General features: G+C 65.0%; 13 protein-coding genes. 6 read left to right on the top strand and 7 right to left on the bottom strand.

The window, feature by feature from the left end; genetic code table 11:
* The first annotated feature begins 15 nt into the window (after nt 1–15).
* The gene (locus ACQRCJ_RS10295; protein ID WP_427799750.1) at nt 16–138 is read left to right on the top strand and encodes a DUF3467 domain-containing protein; all 123 of its coding nucleotides are present in this window, start codon (nt 16–18) and stop codon (nt 136–138) included.
* Nucleotides 139–413: 275 nt separating this feature from the next.
* Nucleotides 414–1,952 (top strand): Na+/H+ antiporter NhaC family protein, encoded by a 1,539-nt coding sequence (locus ACQRCJ_RS10290; RefSeq protein WP_303876869.1) that lies wholly within the window; start codon nt 414–416, stop codon nt 1,950–1,952.
* 257 nt (nt 1,953–2,209) lie between these two features.
* On the opposite strand, the gene ACQRCJ_RS10285 is transcribed toward ACQRCJ_RS10290, so the two are convergent.
* The 6 genes from ACQRCJ_RS10285 to topA all read right to left on the bottom strand — a co-directional run bounded on the left by ACQRCJ_RS10285 (nt 2,210) and on the right by topA (nt 12,494).
* Nucleotides 2,210–2,815 (bottom strand): hypothetical protein, encoded by a 606-nt coding sequence (locus ACQRCJ_RS10285; protein WP_297137386.1) that lies wholly within the window; start codon nt 2,813–2,815, stop codon nt 2,210–2,212.
* 205 nt (nt 2,816–3,020) lie between these two features.
* A complete protein-coding gene (locus tag ACQRCJ_RS10280) occupies nt 3,021–4,556 on the bottom strand; it encodes an efflux transporter outer membrane subunit (protein ID WP_427799749.1) in 1,536 nt (511 codons plus the stop codon).
* The gene (locus ACQRCJ_RS10275) at nt 4,553–7,753 is read right to left on the bottom strand and encodes an efflux RND transporter permease subunit (RefSeq protein ID WP_168934644.1); all 3,201 of its coding nucleotides are present in this window, start codon (nt 7,751–7,753) and stop codon (nt 4,553–4,555) included. The genes ACQRCJ_RS10280 and ACQRCJ_RS10275 overlap by 4 nt, the downstream gene beginning before the upstream one ends.
* A gap of 10 nt (nt 7,754–7,763) precedes the next feature.
* Entirely contained in the window at nt 7,764–8,888 is a 1,125-nt protein-coding gene (locus tag ACQRCJ_RS10270) for an efflux RND transporter periplasmic adaptor subunit (RefSeq protein ID WP_303932004.1), read from the bottom strand.
* A 251-nt stretch (nt 8,889–9,139) separates the two neighbouring features.
* Complete coding sequence (locus ACQRCJ_RS10265; RefSeq protein ID WP_427799747.1) at nt 9,140–10,258, bottom strand: XdhC family protein; 1,119 nt, start codon at nt 10,256–10,258, stop codon at nt 9,140–9,142.
* Nucleotides 10,242–12,494 carry a type I DNA topoisomerase gene (topA, locus tag ACQRCJ_RS10260; protein ID WP_300645279.1) on the bottom strand — a complete coding sequence of 751 codons (2,253 nt, stop codon included), beginning with the start codon at nt 12,492–12,494 and terminating at the stop codon, nt 10,242–10,244. The genes ACQRCJ_RS10265 and topA overlap by 17 nt, the downstream gene beginning before the upstream one ends.
* Before the next feature lie 318 nt (nt 12,495–12,812).
* Here topA and ACQRCJ_RS10255 point away from each other — a divergent pair, with 318 nt between their 5' ends.
* From ACQRCJ_RS10255 to ACQRCJ_RS10240, 4 genes are all read left to right on the top strand, one after another.
* Nucleotides 12,813–13,457 carry a hypothetical protein gene (locus tag ACQRCJ_RS10255; RefSeq protein WP_427799746.1) on the top strand — a complete coding sequence of 215 codons (645 nt, stop codon included), beginning with the start codon at nt 12,813–12,815 and terminating at the stop codon, nt 13,455–13,457.
* Nucleotides 13,458–13,619: 162 nt separating this feature from the next.
* Nucleotides 13,620–13,913 (top strand): hypothetical protein, encoded by a 294-nt coding sequence (locus tag ACQRCJ_RS10250; RefSeq protein WP_168934649.1) that lies wholly within the window; start codon nt 13,620–13,622, stop codon nt 13,911–13,913.
* A 262-nt stretch (nt 13,914–14,175) separates the two neighbouring features.
* Entirely contained in the window at nt 14,176–14,811 is a 636-nt protein-coding gene (traT, locus tag ACQRCJ_RS10245) for a complement resistance protein TraT (RefSeq protein WP_300706289.1), read from the top strand.
* A 315-nt stretch (nt 14,812–15,126) separates the two neighbouring features.
* Nucleotides 15,127–16,737, top strand: a complete 1,611-nt coding sequence (locus ACQRCJ_RS10240; RefSeq protein WP_418735321.1) for a glycosyltransferase family 9 protein — start codon at nt 15,127–15,129, stop codon at nt 16,735–16,737.
* 122 nt (nt 16,738–16,859) lie between these two features.
* Here ACQRCJ_RS10240 and ACQRCJ_RS10235 read toward each other — a convergent pair.
* Nucleotides 16,860–17,204: hypothetical protein (locus ACQRCJ_RS10235; protein WP_427799745.1), on the bottom strand; the 345-nt coding region annotated here is incomplete at its 5' end.

Below are 17,204 nucleotides of genomic sequence, written 5' to 3'. Positions count from 1 at the left end.
AACCAGCAGGGCCCGGTGCTGGCCGTGCAGCCGCAAAAGGCCATCGGCATGAGCCCCGAAAGCGCCAAACGCCTGGCCGCCGCGCTGGTGCAGACCATCCAGCAGTATGAGGCTCAGTACGGCGAGATCATCCTGTAGCCCGCGCCTTCCGCATCTTTTCTGATACGCCGGATAACAACGCCTGTGGACAGTCCACAGGCGTTGTTTCGTGACGGGCTCCGCGACGGCCCGCCCCGAGGCCCATCCGTTCCGTTTTTTCCGGCCGTTTTGTATTGCCGCTCCAAAGCGCGCATGATATGCTTCCACGAACGCAGTCCAGCGCGACCGGGAAGATCACGCGCCGGCGGGGGATGCATGCCGGTAAGCCGTATGCGGCGCTGCGCCTTCCAGACCTTCAAGACAGGAGCATGTTCATGGATCCGTTTGACGCGGGTTGGCTCTCTCTGCTGCCGCCCATCATCGCCATCACCCTGGCCCTGATCACCAAGGAAGTCATTTCCTCCCTCTTCCTCGGTATTCTCAGCGGCACCGTCATCTATTGCCTGGGCATGGGCACGGGCGACCTGATCATCAAGCCCGTGGAGATCGCCTTCACCACCATGGTGAACAAGGTCGATTTCAACATCATCATCTTCTGTACCCTGCTGGGCGCGCTGGTGTTCACCATCTCGCGTGCCGGCGGTACCCGTGCCTACGGCAACTGGGCCACCAGGCGCATCAAGAGCAAGCGCGTGGCCATGCTCTCCACCGGCGGCCTGGGCGCCTTCATCTTCATCGACGATTATTTCAACTGCCTCACCGTGGGCACGGTCATGCGCCCGGTGACGGACCGCTACAAGATCTCCCGCGCCAAGCTGGCCTACATCATCGACGCCACCGCCGCCCCCATCTGCATCATCGCGCCCATCTCCAGCTGGGCCGCCGCCGTGGGCAGCAACCTGAAAGCCACCGGCGCCTTTGAAAGCGATTTTGCCGCCTTCGTGGCCACCATCCCCTACAACTTCTACGCCCTGTTCTCCATCATCATGGTGGTCATGGTCTGCCTGGGCAACTTCGACTTCGGCCCCATGCGCAAGGCCGAACTGCGCGCCCAGCAGGGCGAACTGGGCAACGTGGACGCCGAACAGGCCGAACTGGGCACCAGCGCCAAGGGCAGCCTCATCGACATGCTCCTGCCCATCGGCAGCCTGATCTTCTTCGCCGTGGTGGCCCTGCTCTACAGCGGCGGCTACTGGGGCAGCGATCCCGCCTACCACACTCTGGCGGCCGCCTTCGGTAACAGCAGCGCCTCCAAGGCCCTGGTCTGGGCCTCCTTCGGCGCCATCACCGTGGCCTTCTTCCTCTTCGTGCCGCGCGGCCTCATGAGCCTCAAGTCCTTCATGGACTGCGCCGGCGAAGGCATGAAGGCCATGATGCCCGCCAACACCATCCTGGTGCTGGCCTGGACCATCAGCGGCGTGTGCCGTGACCTGCTGCAGACCCCGCTCTTCGTCAAGACCATGGTGGCCGACGGCGGCATCTCCGGCGGCCTGCTGCCCGCCATCATCTTCGTGGTGGCCGGTTTCCTGAGCTTCTCCACCGGTACCGCCTGGGGCACCTTCGGCATCCTGATCCCCATCGTGGTGCCCGTTGCCCAGGCCGTCGATCCCAACCTGGTGCTGGTCTGCCTGTCCGCCACCCTGGCCGGCAGCGTGTTCGGCGACCACTGCTCGCCCATCTCCGACACCACCATCCTGTCCAGTGCCGGCGCCGGTTGCGCCCATCTGGAACACGTCTCCACACAAATGCTCTATGCCTGTGTGGTGGCAGCCAGCAGCACGGTGGGCTATGTGGTCTCCGGCCTCACCCACGGCAGCCTGCTGCCCGGCTTCGCTTCCGGCCTGATCTTCATGGTGGTGACCATGCTGGTGCTGCGCCAGCGCAACAAGCAAAAGGACGCTGCCCAGGCCTAGCCGGGCTTTCCGCGATACCGACGAAAAAGGCGCTTCCCCGAGGGGAAGCGCCTTTTTTGCGTCATGAGGACGGCCAGACACGAGAAACAAAGATCAGGCCCAGACCTCGTCGTGCCCTTTGCTGGCCTGCCATTGCGGGATGATGCTGCTGTGATCCGGGACGGCTCCGAGAGCCAGCGGGCAGAAGCGTGGTACACAAAAGAATGCCGATACGGTCCTTACACGGACTGCGGGCCTCTCCCGCTCTGCGCCTCCTGTCAAAAGTCAAGACTGAACTGCATACCGAGCCCCACGGAAGGGTCATTCTCCTCGGGCCGGGACTTCTTGCCCCATTCGTTGTGCTCGTCCTTGAGCATCAGCTCCGGACCGATGGTCAGCGAGGCATCATCGCTGTCCATGAAGTCGGCATAGGCCCGGACCACATGCCGCCGCTCCAGAGGCCGCAGCTCGTCAGGGCGGGCCTCGCTCGACGGCAGCTCGGCACGCCAGACGGAGTCATCGCGCCGGATGTTCATGCCGAGACGGCTTTTTTCCTCCGCCTCCCGTTCCGCCTCCTTGGCTTTGCGGGACTCGGCCTTGGCCTGGCGGTCGGCCTCGCGCAGAGCATGTTCGATGCTGGAGGAATTGCCCCTGTCCCGGCCCAGGGCCCGCTTGCGCAGGGAGTCCGTCTCCACGCCGTCATGCCACAGGGCATTGCTCCTGTCGCGGGAGGTGCCGAAACTCCAGGCCTGCCCGCCCTTGCTGTTGCCCGCAGCGGCCTTGCCCGCCGGGGCCTGCACCGCCTTGCCCTTCTCCACCGCCAACACCGGCAGGGGAGCAAGGGAGACCGTCAGGGCAGACAGGGCCAGACCAGCCAAAAACAAATGTACTCTATGCAGCATGGCCGCAGGATAGCCGTCATCCCGCCGGATTGTAAAGATATCCCCGTCGCAGGACATCCTCTGTGCCCGCATGCTGCCCCGTAATGCGGCCTCTCGGCCTTTTTGGGGATGGCCTGCATACATGTACACAAAAAAAGGAAGGACGCCCAAAAGCGTCCTTCCTGTGTCTTTTCAGGGGGGATCGTGCCTACTGCTTGGCGGCAGGCTGTTCCTTCGCAGGAGCGGCCGCAGGCTGGGAGGCCTTCTGGCCGGCAGCGTTATGGGCCTTGACCAGCTCTTCCGCGTCAGCCACCGGGAAGGAAGGCTTGACGTTGGGATCCTGCCAGCCGCCACCCAGGGCCATGCACACGCTGACCACGGCATTGAGGCGGTCACGCAGGGCGTTGGCCAGGCTCAGCTCGGCGCTGAACAGCTGGCGTTCGGCATCCAGCACGGTCAGGTAATCGGTGTAACCGTTGTCGTACTGCAGGCGGGCGATCTCCGCGGCGCGGCGCAGGCTGTCCACCTGGGCCTGGCTGGCCGCCACGATGGCGTCGGCCTCGCGCTGGGAGGTCAGGGAGGTGCGCACGTCCTTGAAGGCGTTCTGCACCGTCTTGCGGTACACGGCGATGGCCGCTTCCTTCTGGGCCTCGGCGTCCTTGACGTTATACCAGGTGCGGCCGAAGTCCAGCAGCGGCATGGAGCCGGTCACGCCGTAGCTCCAGGCGCCCGCAGGACCGCTGAACAGGTTCACCACGCTGGCGCTGAGGGTGCCCAGCATGCCCGTCAGGGAGATGGACGGGAAGAACTCGGCACGGGCCACGCCGATATTGGCGTTGTAAGCCATGATCATGTACTCGGCGGCGCGCACGTCGGGGCGGCGCTCCAGCAGTTCGGACGGCAGGCCGGCAGGCAGCACGGGCGGGGCCGGCAGCTTGCTGATGTCGCCGCCGCGCGGCATGACGGCGCTCATGATGTCGCGGGGCGAACGGCCCAGCAGCACGGCCAGGCTGGCTTCGGCGCTGTCCACGGCCACCGTGGAGCTGTGCACCTGGGCACGGGCCGTTTCCACTTCGGCGCGGGCACGCTGCCAGTCCAGCTCCGTGATGTCGCCCTGACGGTAGCGGCTGGTGTAGATGCCGAAGGCGTCCTCACGCGTGCGCAGGGTACGCTTGGCCGTGGCCAGCTGCATGTCCAGGGCCAGCAGGGCAAAGTAGCTCTGGGCCGTCTGGCTGGCCACCGAAAGGCGCAGGGCCTCGTGGCTGACCACGGTGTTCAGCAGCACGTCCGACAGCATGGTGTAGTTGTTGCGGTACTTGCCCCAGAAGTCCAGTTCCCAGCTGGCCGAGAGCTGGCCCTGGTAATTCACGTAGGAACGGTCCGCGATGCTGCTGTAGTTGGCGATCTTGGTGGAGTTGCTCTGCGAGGTGGCCGCACCGGCGCCGCTCACCGAAGGGGCGAGCTGGCTGGTGCCCACGCCCAGCTTGGCCGCGGCGGAATCGATCTTGGCCAGGCTTTCCGCCAGATCCTGGTTGTTCTTCAGGGCTTCTTCCACCAGGGCATTGAGCACGGGATCATTGAAGCGGGTCCACCAGTCGGTGTTCAGCGGACTGGGTCCCAGATCCACGGAACGCCACTCCTTGGGGATGTCCTGCTCGGGACGCTTATAGTCGGGAGCCAGGGAGCAGCCCGTGACGGCCAGGCAGAGCACCAGCGTCAGGCCCGCTTTCAGCAGGGGGGTCATATATCCTCCTCCTCATCGAAGCTTTTCTTGCCTTCGTTGGGGTCCTTCTTGCCCTGCAGCTTCAGGGAGATCCGCATGATGGTGCGGAAGAAGTAGGGAACGAAGAGCGTGGCGATGCAGGTTGCGGCCAGCATGCCGCCCACCACGGCGGTGCCGATGGCGTGACGGCTGTTGGCACCGGCGCCGGAGCTGATGGCCAGCGGCACGCAGCCCAGGATGAAGGCCAGCGAGGTCATGACGATGGGACGGAAGCGCAGGCGCGCCGCATGCATGGCGGCCACGTCCAGACTGCGCCCGCCGCGCCAGGCCTCGACGGCGAATTCCACGATCAGGATGGCGTTTTTGGCGGCCAGGCCCACCAGGGTGACCAGAGCCACCTGGAAGTACACGTCATTGGACAGGTCGCGCAGCCAGGTGGCCACCAGGGCACCGAACACGCCGAAGGGCACGGCCGTGAGCACGGCCAGCGGCAGCGACCAGCTTTCGTACTGGGCGGCCAGGATCAGGAAGACCATGACGAGCGCCAGCACGAAGATGACGGTAGTGTCGGCGCTGGCCAGCTTTTCCTGCAGGGCCGAACCGACCCAGCCCAGGCCGTAATCGCTGGACAGCATCTTTTCCGCCACCTTTTCCATAGCTTCCAGGGCCTGACCGGAAGAATAGCCGGGGGCCGGTTCACCCATGAGGTGGGCGGCGGGGAACACGTTGTAACGTTCCATGGTCTGGGGCGCCGTGCGGCGTTCCAGGGTCATGATGGCATCCAGGGGCACCATGCCGCCCTTGTTGGTCCGCACGAAGATGTCGTGCAGGGACTCGGGCAGCAGGCGGTAATCGGCCTCGGCCTGCATGCGCACCTGGAAGGTACGGCCCAGGTAGTTGAAGTCGTTGACGTAGAGCGCACCGAAGGTGGCGTTCATGGCCGTGAAGACATCGCTGATGCTGATGCCCATGTCCTTGCAGCGCTCACGGTCCAGGTTGGCGTAGAGCTGCGGGGCACCGGTGGAGAACAGGCTGCGCAGGGTACCGATGGCCGGATACTTGGGCTGGCCGTTCTCGTCACGGGACGTGGCTTCCGCCACGAAGGCATTGGCCGTGGCTTCCAGATCCTGGCTGGTGCCGGCACCGCGCATCTGGATGAAGCCTTCAAAACCGCCCGTGGTGGACATGCCGCTGATGGGCGGCGGCGTGAAGCCGATGGTCACGGCTTCGGGCTGCATCATGGTCACGCCCAGCACCTTGGTACTGATGGCCGAGGCGCTGCTCTCCGGCGTGGTACGTTCGCTCCAGGGCTTGAGCACGGCAAAGAAGGTACCGTAGTTGCTCTTGGTCGACATGGAGGTGATGTCCAGGCCGTTCAGGGTCATGACCGTATCCACCACCGGATCCTTGCGCAGCAGCTCGGAAGCGATGCGGGTCACGTCACGGGTGCGGTTCTGCACGGCACCGTCGTCCAGGATGGTCATGCCCAGGATATAGCCCTGGTCTTCGTTGGGCACCAGGCCGCCGGGGACCACCCGGAACAGGAAGACCAGGCTGACGATCATGCAGCCGAAGAGGGCCATGGAGATCAGGCCGTGGTCCTTGATGAAACGCACCGTACGCACATAGCGGTGCGTGGTCTTGCCGAAGAAGTAGTTGAAGACGACGAAGGGCTTGGCCGGCTGATGGTCATGCGCATGCGGCTTGAGCAGCAGGGAGCACAGGGCCGGGGTCAGCGTCAGGGCCACGATGCCCGAAAGCACCACGGACACCGAGATGGTGATGGCGAACTGCTTGTACATCTGGCCCGCCAGGCCGCCCATGAAGGACACGGGGATGAACACGGCGCAGAGCACCAGCACGATGGCGATAACGGGGGCCGTCACTTCGCTCATGGCCTTGGCCGTGGCTTCCTTGGGCGGCAGGTGCTCGGTACTCATGATGCGTTCCACGTTCTCCAGCACCACGATGGCGTCGTCCACCACGATACCGATGGCCAGCACCATACCGAACAGGGTCAGGGTGTTGATGGTGTAGCCCAGGGCGAACATGCCCGCGAAGGTGCCGATGATGGACACGGGCACGGCGATGCAGGGGATGAGGGTGGCGCGCCAGTTCTGCAGGAAGATGAACACCACCAGGAACACCAGGATCATGGCTTCCACCAGGGTGTGCACCACTTCGTTGATGGACTCCATAACGAAGTCGTTGGTGTCCACGATGATCTTGTAGTCGATGCCCTCGGGGAAGTTTTTGGCTAGCTCCTGCATGCGGGCGGTGACGGCCTCGCCGGTGGCGATGGCGTTGGCGCCGGGCAGCAGGTAGATACCCATGGCACGGGCCACCATGCCGTTGTATTCGCTTTCGACGCTGTAGTCCTTGCCGCCCATCTCGATGCGGGCCACGTCCTTGAGGCGCAGCATGGCGCTGTCCTCACCGGTGCGGATGATGATCTCGCCGAACTCCTGCGGCGTGGCCAGACGGCCCTTGGTATCGATCTGCCAGGAAAGCTGGGCGGTATCGGGTATGGGCGCGTCGCCCAGACGGCCGGGCGAGAACTGCGAGTTCTGCTCCTGGATGGCCGCGGCGATCTCGCTCACGGTGACGCCGTACTTGGCCAGCTTGTCCGGGACGAGCCAGATGCGCATGGCGTAGTCCATGTAGCCGAACACGGTCACGTCGCCCACGCCGGGCACACGCTTGAGTTCGTCGGCCACGTTCACCTGCATGTAGTTGTGCAGGTACACGGCGTCATAACGCCCGTCAGGCGAGAACAGGGCGATGATCTGCAGCATGGCCGGTGAACGTTTGGTCACCTGCACGCCCTGCAGGCGCACGGTCTCGGGCAGTGTGGTCTGGGCCAGGTTGACCTTGTTGTTGACGTTGACCAGGGCCATGTCCGGGTCGGTGCCCAGACTGAAATAGACGTTGATGGAGCCCGAACCGGAACCCGAGGAGGCCGTGGACGTCATGTAGAGCATGTTTTCCACGCCGTTGATGTTCACTTCCAGGGGGGCCAGCACGGTACCGGCGATGGTCTCGGCCGAGGCGCCGGGATAGAAGACCGTCACGTTGACCGTGGGCGGCACCAGTTCAGGATACTGGGCGATGGGCAGGGCCTTCATGGCCAGCGCGCCCACCAGCGTGATCACGATAGAGATGACCGACGAAAGGATCGGTCTGCGCAAAAAGATATTTGGTTTTGCCGAAGCTGCCATAGACCATCACCTACTTCTGAGCGGTCTTCTGGGCGGCCTGTCCCTTCTGGGCCTGTCCGTCACCCATGACGCTGACCTTGGCACCGGGGCGGGCCTTGACCATGCCTTCACAGATGATGCGTTCCCCGCCCTTGAGGCCGGAGTCCACAAGGTACATGTCGCCGATGGTCTCGCTGACCTCCACCTTCCGGGTGCCGACCACGTTGTCCTTGTCCAGGGTCATGACGAAGGAACCCTTCTGGGTGATGAGCACGGCCTTCTGGGGGATGAGCACGGCATTGACCAGCACGTCGCCGTCCATGAAGATGCGCACATACTGGCCGGGCATGATCTGGCCGTCGCTGTTGGCGAAGGAGGCACGGGCCTGCACCACGCCGGTCTCGGGCTGCACGCGGCTGTCGATGAAGTCCACCTGGCCTTCGCCCTGGTACATGCTGCCGTCCAGCAGACGCAGACGGGCCTTGTAGATGTTGCCTTCGGGGAAGCGCAGGCGGCCTTCGGCGGCCAGCTGCTGACGGCGCATGTGCTGCGGTGCGGCGATGGAGAAATCGATGTACATGGGATCGGTCTGGTCCACGTAGGTCAGCAGGGAGTTGTTGCTGACCAGGTTGCCGGGCGTGAAGCTTTCCTTGGAGCTGTACCCGGACACGGGGGCCACCACCTGGCAGTAGTCCAGATTGATCTTGGCGGCACGCAGGGCGGCCTTGGCGTTGTCATAGGCGGCCTTGGCGTTGTCGCGATCCTTCTGGGAGACGGCGTTCTTGGCGAACAGGGGGCGCACGCGGTTCCACTCGCGCTTGGCGCTGTCGTACTGGGCCTCGGCCTGCTGGACGGCGGCCTCGTACTGGTCGCGCTCGATCTGGAACATGAGCTGACCGGCCTTGACGAACTCGCCTTCACGGTACAGACGCTTCTCGATGATGCCCTGCACACGGGCACGCACTTCGACGGACCGGGAGCCGGAGGCCTGGGCCTGGAATTCGGAAGGCCAGGGCACGTCCTTGGCTTCCACTTGGAAGACGCCCACCGGCGGGGCGGGCATCTGGCCTTTTTGAGTACCTTCATCCTTGCATGCCGCAAGGCTGAAACAGAGAAGCAACAGCAGCGTTGCCAGAATGGTCTGTTTTCCGGTCATGATATCTTACTCCTGGGACAGCAGCGAACTGCCGATACGTGGAAAGCCCGCCCGCAAAGCGAGCGGGCTTTGAATCCCCTGCTAAACATTTTTTGCAAAATGCGTCAAGAAATGCAGGCTTATCTTGCTCTTAAAGTTCAATAAAGAAAAATCCTTTTATTCCAATGGGTTAGCGAACCGTACTTTTTTCTTATAACTAATTGAAATAATTGACTAATTTTTACGCCACTTTTTTAGGGGCTTTCCGGACCTCAGCGGGCCGCCCGAAGAGCGCCCAGCGTCCCTGCCCTGGCGGCCATGAGCTCGGCCACCACGGAGACGGCGATCTGCTGCGGCGTGTCCGCGCCGATGCCCAGACCGATGGGGCAGCAGACCTTGTCCAGGGCCGCATCGCTGACGCCCTGCGCACGCAGCGCCTTGTACACCGAGGCTTTTTTGCTGCTGCTGCCGATCATACCAATATAGAAGGCGTCCGTTTTCAGGGCCTGGGCCAGGACCTCACGGTCGAAGCTGTGGCCGCGGGTCATGATGGCCACATAATGGTGCCGGCCGATGCCGCAGCGGGCCGCCAGACCCTCGAAGGCAGGCAGGGTCAGGCAGCGCCGGGCCATGGGGAAACGCCGGGGATCGGCGAACTCCGCGCGGTCGTCCACCACGTCCACCACGAAACCGGCGGCATGGGCCAGACGGGCCGTCTCCAGCGACACATGGCCGCCGCCGCAGAGCAGCAGCACCGGCGGCGCGTCCAGGGCCTCCACATAACGTTCCACCAGGCCTTCCCGCACCAGGCCGGGACGGCCCTTGCGCCCGGCCAGCAGGGGCCGCACGGCTTCCGCGCCCTCGTGCAGGCCCGCCACCAGGGGCTGGCCTTCGGGCAGGGCATCCAGATACAGGTCGCGCACGGGCGCATCGGCCCGGCTCACGTCCAGCAGCCAGATGCCGGTCAGCCCGGCTTTCAGGGCCGCGTCCGCCGCACGGAACAGGGGCGCCTGCGCAGGCGTCAGATATTCACAGAGCAGATCCATGCTGCCGCCGCAGATCATGTCGCTGTCGGGGCCAAGACCGGTGAGGTCGCAGCGCACGCGGGCGGAGCGTCCTTCCTTCAGGCAGACATTGGCCGCCTCCACGGCACGGGCTTCCAGCAGACCGCCGCCCACGGTGCCTTCCAGACCGGCAGCGGTCAGCAGGGCACGGGTACCGGCGGCACGCGGGGCCGAGCCTTCGCGCTCCACCACGGTCAGCAGGACCACGGCCTGCCCTTCGTCCAGCAGCCGGGCCGCACGGGCCTCCAGGTTCAGCGGTACGCCCAGGCCATCCACCGGGGCGCTCACCAGCACCGGCGAGGCCGGCGCTTTAGGCATCCTGTCCATCGTCGCCTCCTTTCACATAGCCGCAGCCCTTGGTGGGGCACATGATCTTGACGCTGCCGTCGCGGCCGCGCTTCTCCACCAGATAGGAGGAATTACAGCGCGGGCAGGGTCCGGGCACGGGCTTGTCCCACAGGGCGAAATCACATTGCGGGTAGCGGTCGCAGGAATAGAAAAGCTTGCCGCGCTTGGTGCTTTTTTCCACCATGCGGCCTTCGCCGCAGCGCGGGCACATGACGCCCGTGGCCATGGGCGCGGTATAGTTGCAGTCCGGGTAGCCCGTGCAGGCGATGAAGCGGCTGCCCGTACGGGCGTGCTTGATGACCAGATCCTTGCCGCAGCGCGGGCACTCGCCCACCTTTTCCAGTTCGGGCTTCTGCGGGGCCACGATCTCCAGACGGCCGTCCTCGGTGCGCTGGAAATTGCTGGTGAAACGGCAGTCGGGATAGCCGCTGCAGGCCAGGAAGGGCCCGGCCTTGCCGAACTTGATCATCAGGGGCTTGCCGCAGTCGGGGCAGGCCAGATCGGTGGGCAGGCCGCCCTTGACGCTCTGCATGTTCTTGGCGGCAGCCGCCAGCGTGGGGTTGAAATCCGCGGCAAAGGCATGCATCAGGTCCACCCACTGCTGGTCGCCGTCGGCCACCTTGTCCAGCAGGCTCTCCATCTCGGCCGTGAAGCCCACGTCCATGAGATGCGGGAAGTGCTGCACCAGCTGCTCACAGACCACGCGCCCCAGATCGGTGGGGATGAAGTGGCGGTCCTGCAGGCGCACGTATTCGCGGTCCTGCAGGGTGGAGATGATGCTGGCGTAGGTGGAGGGGCGGCCGATGCCCTGCTCTTCCAGTTCGCGCACCAGGCTGGCTTCGCTGTAACGGGCCGGGGGCTGGGTGAACTTCTGTTCCTTGTCCAGCTTCTCCAGCTTCAGGGTCTGGCCGGCCTCCAAGGGCGGCAGCTCGGCATCGCCTTCGTCCTTGCCGCGGGGCAGCACGGCCAAAAAGCCGGGAAAGAGCAGGCGCTCGCCCTTGGCCTTCCACTGGGTACGGCCGCAGGCCACGGTCACCGTGGTGTCGTGGAAGCGGGCCCCGGCCATCTGCGAGGCCACGAAGCGCGACCAGATCAGGCGGTACAGGTTGTACTGGTCCGGGGGCAGGGCCGCCTTGACCATCTCGGGCGTGATGTTCACATCCACGGGCCGGATGGCTTCGTGGGCGTCCTGCGCGCCGCTCTTGGTCTTGTAGACGCGCTTCTTGGCCGGCAGGTAATCGTTGCCGAACTCGCGCTGGATGAAGTCGTGCGCCGCCTGCCGGGCCTCGTCGGCAATGCGGGTGGAGTCGGTACGCATGTAGGTGATGAGGGCCGTGATGCTGCCGTCTTCCATCTCCACGCCTTCGTAGAGGCGCTGGGCGATGTTCATGGTGCGCTTGGCCGTGTAGGAAAGACGCTGGTTGGCGGCCTGCTGCAGGGTGGAGGTGATGAAGGGCGGCTGCGGCGCGCGCTCGCGCTTCTTCTGTTCCACGCTCTCCACCACGAAGGGCTGGCCCTTGAGCTCGGCCTCCAGGGCGTTGGCCTCCTCGGCATTGCGGATCACGGCCTTCTTGCCGCCGATGCGCGCCAGTTCCGCACGCACGGAGGGCGGCACCCCGGCGCCCAGCAGGGCCTTGAACAGCCAGTATTCTTCCGGCTTGAAGGCGGCGCGCTCGGCCTCGCGCTCCACGATGAGGCGCAGGGCCACGGACTGCACGCGTCCGGCGGAGATGCCGCGCTTGATGGTCTTCCAGAGCAGGGGCGAGATCTTGTAGCCCACCAGGCGGTCCAGCACGCGCCGGGCCTGCTGGGCATCGAAAAGGTGCTGGTTGAGCTCGCGCGGATGGGCCAGGGCCTCCTTGACGGCGCGGGCGGTGATCTCGTTGAACTGGATGCGTTTGATGTCCTTGGCCTTGTCACGGATCAGCTCCGCCACATGCCAGGCGATGGCCTCCCCTTCGCGGTCCGGGTCGGGGGCCAGATAGACGGTGTCGGCCTTGGCTGCGGCGCTGCGCAGCTCGCTGACCACGTTCTTCTTATTGTCGATGATCTCGTACTGGGGGGCAAAATCGTTGGCTTCGTCCACGCCCAGACTGCTGGACGGCAGGTCGCGCACATGGCCCACGCTGGCCTGCACCATGTACTGCGGTCCCAGAAATTTCTTGATGGTCTTCACCTTGGCCGGCGATTCCACGATGATCAGCTGCTTGCCCATGATGTCCCTTGTCCATCCGACTGCCGGACGGCAGTGGCAGGAGGTGAATGAAAAAAGACGGTCCCGTGTACCGTTCATGCTGCCTTGAGGCTGCCCGGAAGGAAAAAGAAGCAGGAAAAAAGCCGGGCCCGCCAGGTCCGCGGCAAGGGCCCTCAGGCCTGCCGTGTGCGCGGAGGATACGGCAAAATGCAGCCACGTCAAGCCCGCGTCGCCGCCACAGGGGCTCCCGGCGCGCCCTTTCCGCCGTCTGGACAGGCCTACCGGCCTGGGATACAACATATAAATGACCGGGATCATTTTCCCCCTCAAGGAGCCGTCATGCATCCGCACCGCATCCTGAGCCTGTTGTTCCTCCTGCTTCTATCCCTGGCCCTGGGGGCCTGTGCCTCGCACAATGCCCGCCCGGCGCCGGAGCCCGGCGCGCCCCTGCCTGCCGTCACCCTGGAACGGGGCGACAGGGTCTTCATCAAGATCGAGAACGGCAAGAGCATGACGGAGGATCTGCACTCCATGCTCACGGCCTATCTGCAGAGCGAGCGCGGCCTGAACCCGGCCTCGGACGTCAAGGAAGCCGACCTGGTGATCCTGGTGGAGATCCGCGACGTCTGGGCCACCAGCGACGGCAGCCGGGTGAGCGCCGGACGCACGCTGGGCAACGTGGGCACGGGCACCATGCTGGGCGTGCTGCTGGGCGGCCTGGTGGACGGGCGCGGCGGCGCCATCGTAGGCGCGGGCATCGGCGCCACGGTGGGCGTGGGCGCCACCCTGCACGACGCGGGCGACAGCTACACCAGCTGGGCCATGGAAGCCGCCGTGGGCACGGCCGCCCGCCGCATCCCCGACAAGGACAGCCTGCACACCGTTGCCGTGACCAGCCGCGGCAATCCCCGCAGCAAGGAAGAGGCCTTCGCCGGGCTGGAAGACGCCCTGTGCCGGGCCATCCTGGAGTCCATCAGGAGCTGACCGGCATACGAAAGCGCAGCACGCCGGGATCATTCATTTATTCCATATGGAAGGGGCCGCAGCATCCAGCTGCGGCCCCTTTCTTTTTCCTGCCTTTGACCCGTGAAAAACCGGCGCTGCACTTGACAAAAAAAGCGCTCTTCTGAGTAGTCATATATATATTTGGCTCTGGATGAAATGGCGGGAAAGGGCTGGTGCAATGATTTCGAGCCCCATCTCGAACGCTCCAACGGGGTGCCCCGGGGCAGCCTGACCCGGCTGCCTGTTGCGGAAAGGAGCCTGACCGCCGTGACGGAACAGGTCCTCACGCCTGAAGAGGCCCAAAAGGAAGCCGCCCGCTGCATGGCCTGCGGCCGGGCCTTCGAGGCCAACCGCACCTGCTGGTTCTGCCTGCCGTGCGAGATCGACTGCCCTGAAGAGGCGCTGACGGTACGCATGCCCTACCTGGTGCGTTAAGACCCGCTTTCCCGGGGCCCCGTCCGGCAAAGGACGGGGCCCCTTTGCGTACCGGCCTGTGCCCGGATGCCGGCAACCGCCTTTTTACCGCGGCAGGCCGCCTGCTGGACATGCCTGTGATTTCTGCGGTATAGGGCTGACCTCGGAGACAGTACCGCGTCCGTAGCGGACGCGCCGGTCCTCCTGCCATCGTGCCCGCTGCCGCGTGGCGTGGGCAGCTCCCCCGCAGGGGCCGCAAGCCCTGTCGCCGTCCCGGAGACGCATGAAAAAAACGCTCTTTCTCCTCCTCGCGCTGCTGTTGCTGCTGCTTCCGGGCTGCAAGCACCGGCAGCCCGCCCCCACCGACATCCAGGTCCTGCGCCAGGGGTCTCTGGCCCCGGCCGACGATGACACCACGCCTGTGGTCTACGTCAGCGTCCGCGACCAGAGCCGCCATGTCTTCGGCCTGCGCGCCGAAGTGGAGCGCCTGCTGCGCGCCGAAAAGTACGACATCACCGACAACCCCAGCCAGGCCGGGTTCATCATCCAGGCCAGCGTGCTGGAAGCCGGCGTCACCGACGCCGCATCGGCCCATCGCATGGTCGAAGGCGGCTACGGAGCACCGTCGGAACTTTCCGGCAAGGGCGCGACCCTCGTCCTTTCGGACATCCTGCTGGTCCAGCGCCGTGTCCCCAGCGACAAGCGCCCCAAGCGCTTCATGCTCCAGAACGTGGGCAGCCGTAATGCCCGCGGCAGCAGCCAGATGCGCACAGGCCTGCTGGCCCACCGCGAGTTCAGCGTGGATTCCGGGGTCCCGGCCCTCTTCGTGACCCTGCTGGCCAGGGAGATCACCTCGCCCTTCAGCACGGCCCCCCAGGAACAGGCCCCGGCACAGCCGCAGGACGAACGGCGTCCCTGACAGGCACCTGCATCCGGCGCCGGCGCTGGCCCGCAGCGCTGACCTTGGTCCGCCCCGGTACCTTCCGGAGAGGCGGGGCCATCTTTTGCGTCCGTCCGGCAACGGACGATCCGTGCGTGCCTGACGGCCGCCGGGTATGGACGGCGTGTCGTGATACGGCGGCCTTACCGGTCCTCTGCCGCGCTGCCGCTTTTTCCGCCGAGCCCTTTCCGATCCCCGCCCCGTCTGGACGTCCGCGCCCAGTTCTGCTAGAAAGCTCCCCCCGTCAGCGTGCCCAGCACCACGGGAATCTTCACCCTCCGCAAGGAAACTGTCATGCGTCTGGATGCTCTTGTCATCAATCTGAACCGCTTCGGGGATCTGCTGCTCAGCCAGCCCCTGCTGCACGACCTGCACAAGGCCGGGCGCAGCACCACGCTGCTTTGTCTGGAAAAATACGCGGACACCGAGGGCCTGCTGCAATTCGCCAGCCCTCTGCTCACCGTGCCCGATCACCTGGTCAGTCCCGAACAGGCCGACGCCACCCGCCACGAACTGCAGGCGTGGGCCGAAAACCTGCGCGCCACCATGCAGGCCGACCACATCATCAACCTGACGCCCAGCATGCCCGCCCGTCTGCTGGCCACCGCCCTGGCCCCCGCGCCCGAGGCCGTGCTGGGCTTCGGACTGGACCACAAGGGGCGTCCGCGCGTGGACGGCCTCTGGCCCGCCTTCCTCCATGCCGCCGAGCTGCGCCAGAGCAACGCGCCCTTCAACCTGGCCGACATGTTCCGCATGACCGGCGCTCCCCTGCTGGGCGGCCTTTCCGGCCGGCTGCTCTCCCAGCCCGGCTCCGGCCTGCTCAGCGAACTGGGCACCGAGGCCCGCGAGACGGCCCGCCGCCTGCTGGCCCACGCACCGGTAATCCGGCACGGCTTCATCGGCATGCAGCTGGGCGCCAGCGAAAAACGCCGCCAGTGGCCGGTGAGCCACTTTGTGGAGCTGGGCAAGCGCATCTGGCAGGAAGAGGGCATCTGCCCCGTCCTGCTGGGCGAGGCCTCGGAACGCCCCCTGGCCGACGAATACGCCCGCCTGACCAGCACCCCCTTCGTGGACGTGGTGGGGCAGACCAATATCTTCGAGCTGGGCGCCGTCCTGCGCGAGATGGCCATGCTGGTCACCAACAATACCGGCACCATGCATCTGGCGGCCGGTCTGGGCCTGCCCCTGCTCTCCATCTTCCTGGCCACGGCCCAGCCCTGCGATACCGGCCCCTACCTGCCCGGCAGCTGCTGTCTGGAGCCCACCCTGCCCTGCCATCCCTGCCCGCATGACCACGACTGCGTCCTGGGCGAGAAGTGCCGCCACCACATCAGCGCCTCCATCGTGGCCGACCTGGTGCTGGCCAAGCTCACCAGCGGCCAGTGGAGCGAAGGCATCACCACCTCGGCCTGCCGTGAGGCCCGCATCTGGCAGACGGCCACCGACTCGCGCGGTTTCATCACCACCACCTGCCTGTCCGACCACAAGGCCGATGACCGCACCCTCTGGCTCTGCCAGCAGCGCGTTTACTGGCGGCGCATCCTGGATGACCTGACCTCCGGGGCCACGGAGCCCACGCCCCTGACCAATGTGCCCCTGAGCATGGCCTGCCCCAACTATTCCAGCCAGTTCGCGGCCCGCGTGGGCAAAGCCCTGAGCCATTGCGCCCGCCTGCTCCAGACCCTGCTGCAGGAATGCGCCCCCCTGCCGGAGAGCTTCGATCCCACGGGCCACCCCCTGTGCATGACCACCCTCCAGCACATGCAGTCCTGCCCGGAACTGGCCAGCATGGCCTTTTTCTGGCACCAGCTCTGCCAGCACTACCAGGGCCGCGGCCCCCGCTTCCTCCAGGCCGTGCGCCTGCTGCACGCCCATATCCTGCGCTGGGCCAAGAGCTTCGATTAAGGCCTGTCATCGGACTTTGCCGGGGAAGGGGCCCCTTCCCAAAACGCGCTTTATTCCATTATATAGCTGAGAAGAAAGAGGCGACCGTCATTGACAGTCGCCTCTTTCTTTTTTCTTTTCGATCATCCTGCATCAAGGGCAGAGAGCAGAATCCGCCAGCCTTCACTGCCCAGATTCCCGGGACTGAGCGTTGGACGCCTTGGATTACGACACTCGATCCGCCGGGGATATGTCGCCAGCCCCGGAACAGCCTCTTCCCATATTTTTTTGCTCCGCAATTGAACGACTAACGCCCTTCTGTTCATTGCAGCGAGCAGGATGCGCTGCGTGAAGTCGAAAGAAGGTAAGAGTGGCATCTTCTTAAATTCTTTTGACTTATATGGATATGCCTGCAAGAGTAAAAAACTATTGGCGCATTTTTTTAAATCAAAATCAATTTCAAAGAGTTTCCTAAATTTATCTACCCA

Source organism: Desulfovibrio sp. SGI.102, from assembly GCF_050314315.1.
GTDB lineage: Bacteria > Desulfobacterota > Desulfovibrionia > Desulfovibrionales > Desulfovibrionaceae > Desulfovibrio.
Note: the sequence above shows the minus strand (reverse complement) of the source record. Positions and strands in the feature narration are given on the sequence as shown.

Coding starts and splice junctions, on each gene's coding strand:
- ACQRCJ_RS10265 (WP_427799747.1), bottom strand. CDS start 10,258: ATGGACAGGATGCCTAAAGCGCCGGCCTCGCCGGTGCTGGTGAGCGCC.
- ACQRCJ_RS10280 (WP_427799749.1), bottom strand. CDS start 4,556: ATGACCCCCCTGCTGAAAGCGGGCCTGACGCTGGTGCTCTGCCTGGCC.
- ACQRCJ_RS10290 (WP_303876869.1), top strand. CDS start 414: ATGGATCCGTTTGACGCGGGTTGGCTCTCTCTGCTGCCGCCCATCATC.
- ACQRCJ_RS10255 (WP_427799746.1), top strand. CDS start 12,813: ATGCATCCGCACCGCATCCTGAGCCTGTTGTTCCTCCTGCTTCTATCC.
- ACQRCJ_RS10270 (WP_303932004.1), bottom strand. CDS start 8,888: ATGACCGGAAAACAGACCATTCTGGCAACGCTGCTGTTGCTTCTCTGT.
- topA (WP_300645279.1), bottom strand. CDS start 12,494: ATGGGCAAGCAGCTGATCATCGTGGAATCGCCGGCCAAGGTGAAGACC.
- ACQRCJ_RS10240 (WP_418735321.1), top strand. CDS start 15,127: ATGCGTCTGGATGCTCTTGTCATCAATCTGAACCGCTTCGGGGATCTG.
- ACQRCJ_RS10275 (WP_168934644.1), bottom strand. CDS start 7,753: ATGGCAGCTTCGGCAAAACCAAATATCTTTTTGCGCAGACCGATCCTT.
- traT (WP_300706289.1), top strand. CDS start 14,176: ATGAAAAAAACGCTCTTTCTCCTCCTCGCGCTGCTGTTGCTGCTGCTT.